This is a genomic window from Bartonella sp. AD328YNZD, from assembly GCF_042196425.1.
Window position 1 is genome coordinate 1 of record NZ_JBHIQG010000288.1, and the last position, 3,086, is coordinate 3,086.

At 40.5% G+C, this 3,086-nt stretch carries 4 protein-coding genes and 1 pseudogene; all 5 read right to left on the bottom strand.

Annotated elements, in window-relative coordinates:
* Positions 1-305 (bottom strand): annotated as a pseudogene (locus ACFIO3_RS10730) (P-type DNA transfer ATPase VirB11); the annotation flags it as partial.
* Entirely contained in the window at positions 280-1,437 is a 1,158-nt protein-coding gene (gene virB10 / locus ACFIO3_RS10735; RefSeq protein WP_375704442.1) for a type IV secretion system protein VirB10, read from the bottom strand. The pseudogene ACFIO3_RS10730 and the gene virB10, both read right to left, overlap by 26 nt.
* Positions 1,437-2,243, bottom strand: coding sequence for a P-type conjugative transfer protein VirB9 (virB9, locus tag ACFIO3_RS10740; RefSeq protein WP_375606008.1), 807 nt, complete (start codon positions 2,241-2,243; stop codon positions 1,437-1,439). The genes virB10 and virB9 overlap by 1 nt, the downstream gene beginning before the upstream one ends.
* A gap of 13 nt (positions 2,244-2,256) precedes the next feature.
* Complete coding sequence (locus tag ACFIO3_RS10745; RefSeq protein WP_375606007.1) at positions 2,257-2,958, bottom strand: virB8 family protein; 702 nt, start codon at positions 2,956-2,958, stop codon at positions 2,257-2,259.
* Positions 2,955-3,086: TrwH protein (locus ACFIO3_RS10750; RefSeq protein WP_375606218.1), on the bottom strand; the 132-nt coding region annotated here is incomplete at its 5' end. The genes ACFIO3_RS10750 and ACFIO3_RS10745, both read right to left, overlap by 4 nt.

Consider the following 3,086-nt stretch of genomic DNA (forward strand, 5'->3'; position numbering starts at 1 on the left):
ACAGCTGGTGTTTGTATAATTGTACCACGTTGTCCACCAGGCAAGAGCACATAATTAATACTTCTGGGAGCCATACCGTTATAAACGATAATAGCTGTAATAAGCGTTTGCAAAAAAGTGGTTGTTAACTCTGGTACGCTATGTACTTGCCAACCCTTAAAGCTTTTCGTCCATACTTCACAGGGGCGGCAAATAGATAATTCAGTGATCGTGGGATCTTCTAAAAAACAATCAAGCGGTTGCAGAAGCTGAAAAACTGCTTGATCTTTTTGTATCGAGTTAACGTGTGACGAGACTGTAGACATCGCTGAAATCCAGATCACGAGCAACAAAAATATTTACTCGTTCGCCTTGGTTTTTGTAAAGTGTTGGTGTGATATTGATGGAATTTTGAAGAACATCGATTGCTATAGATTCAGCATTCTGAGCTCCTTTATTTTGTGAGTTATCTTTATTTTCTTTGCTGCTTTTACCAACTTTTCCTCTTACCCATTCTCCTAAATCACCGATAATGCTTACCATAATTGCACTACCAAATCTTTCCCAAAAATGTCTGTCAACCCAGCCACCAATACCTGCTTCACCCAGAGGACCTGTGCCTGGTGAGTCAAGATTGACAACAACACCAGAAGGCGTTTCAATGCGTAACCATTGCACAAATACGCGCGTTTGTCCTTGTTGTATGCCACTTTGGTAAAAACCAACGACTTTAGAACCACGGTCAAGCAAAACAACACGTCCACTTGTGGAATAAATATCGCGTGTTAAATGACACGTTGTCATTCCGGGTTGTGATGTAATGATTTTTGTTTCTAACGTACAATCTATTTGCGTTCCTTGTGTAATCAAAAAGTCACGGTTACGAAGTTGCATCGCATGTGATTGACCTAAACGCACGGGCTGAAGGTTATCAAATAATACGCCATTACCTCTATCATTATTCGATGCTTTATTATTTGTATCTGTAGATCCTTCGCTACCACCGTTGTTAAGGCTAGAACTGAGCATACGTTTGCGTGCTAATTCTTCAGAATCTTGGAGCATATGTGGAGGAATGGCTGTTTGAAGAAGTTTACTCAATGCCGGTGGAATATCCAAGTTTGAATCTTCTGTTTGTGTTGATTTTTCTGCTTCTTCTACAATCTTTGGCTCTTCTATAATCCGAGGGACATAGTTTGGTATAATTTGCTGTACTATTTGTTGTGGTTTTTCTTCCTCAACCTCCACGGTATTACGCATTTTAAAAGCTTTCCAAGTCAAGGCAATCGGTATCGCTACTATGACAATAAGTCCTACCATTAACAATGCACGGGTACCTGGAATTGTTGGACGACGTTCAGAACCTAGTTCGGACCCTCCATAGGTACCTTCAATATGTTTTTGTTCGACGTTGTCCAGTTTTATACCTTTTCCCTCTCCTTCCTTATTGTCAAACATCATTTTCCTCCTTTATTGATACGATAAACCACCGAAGATACTGTCCCTGTTGTGTTTGGTACGCCATTGGGGTCATAGGCTTCATTAAAAACAGCTAGAGCGCGTTTACCAAGCCGTATAAGCCATTTAGGATTGACCTTATGAACGGCGATAATATCATTAGAACTGCCGATAACGGTGCGTGGTATTAAGCTTTCATTACCTTCAGCATCTACGACATAAATCGATGGCATATCCATGTTAGCGGGAAATTTAAAGTAAGTAATACGCCCATTGTCCCAAGCATTTATCGGAGCAATATCTTGGTGACCACTCATGGTATAACTGAGATTATAGCCGTTGACGCTTTGGTGAAAACCACGTTCAATCGCAAGGCGTCGATTGTTTTCTTCTGACTTTTCATCGTTTGAATCGGGATAATGGAAAGCCAATTCATATGTTGATCCCGCACGGTCATTCCGAAATTGTAGTCGGAATTTATAACTCCGTTTGTCGGTTACAACGATGAGATTGGTATTGGCAAGTTCTGCTTTTGGTTTAATAAAAATATGCCGCCCTTTATGAGCAAAGGCATAGGCTTCAGAATCACCAAAGGCATGAGTTATGTACTGTTCACCTTCTTCAAGAATAATATGTGTTGCCACACCAAGAACTGTTTCAATTTGAACCACATCCGCTTCGTTATATGTTATATAGCGAATGCGGTGATCATATTGTGAATTTGATGGACTTTTGAGCGCCTGCACAGGTACCGTATAAAGAGAAGAAAACGAAGACAATAGAACAACGAACGCAAGTTTTTTCATAACAATCAATTCCTTAATCATTCAGCAGTATTTCTGGGTCAGAACGGTAACTTGTTACTTGAAAACCAAGGGGGTTAAGCAATCGATCAGATGATTTCATGGGTGCACCAACATAGGTGTAACCAATTGTTGCAATTTGGTGCTGTTTTGGTCCAGTAGCAGCACCGTTGCTGTCAAGTTGCTGAGTCGTAAAACGTACAGTTGCTTGACCGAGTCCATTAGGCTGGATTGATCGTACTTTAACTGTGATACGTGCTTTGTTGGAAAGCACTTTGTCCCGTGCATTTTCTCCATCATAGATTTTATAATATTCTTGTTGAACAGATGCCGCACTTAAAAGTGCTGTTGTGTCATAGTTCAGTTGAATGGTATCGTAGTCGTAAGTTTCGCGGTTAAGCACATATTGATTTAGCCAATATCTATCTACAACTTCACCATAGCTTTCTTCGTGTTCACGCATGATTGAGATAACATCAACTGCACCCGTCGTATTATCAACGCGCAATACTAAGGGAGTTGGAGCTGGTTGAGAAAATCCAACAACTCCACATATCATACCGAATAAGCCAAAAAGACCCACAGTACTCGCAACACGCCATGCCGTTCTGCGCGACCTTATAAATTCATTGATAAGATCACGTTCTAAGCCACGGCTTTCTTCATAATAACTTCTAAGTTGTTCGGCTTTCACTGGTTTTGCTTGTTTTGTTTTCATCTGTCTCCTCGCTTGATTTCGGCAGGGATTGTTTTATTAATAGGCACGCGATTCCTATCATTGGGCTGTTTTAGCTTTGGTGCTAATGCACAAGCCGATAAAAGGTTTGCAATCAAAATTATAAGAAT

What these genes read in the sequence shown, in the direction of transcription:
- virB9 (WP_375606008.1), bottom strand. Translation starts at nt 2,243, where the DNA reads ATGAAAAAACTTGCGTTCGTTGTTCTATTGTCTTCGTTTTCTTCTCTT.
- ACFIO3_RS10745 (WP_375606007.1), bottom strand. Translation starts at nt 2,958, where the DNA reads ATGAAAACAAAACAAGCAAAACCAGTGAAAGCCGAACAACTTAGAAGT.
- virB10 (WP_375704442.1), bottom strand. Translation starts at nt 1,437, where the DNA reads ATGTTTGACAATAAGGAAGGAGAGGGAAAAGGTATAAAACTGGACAAC.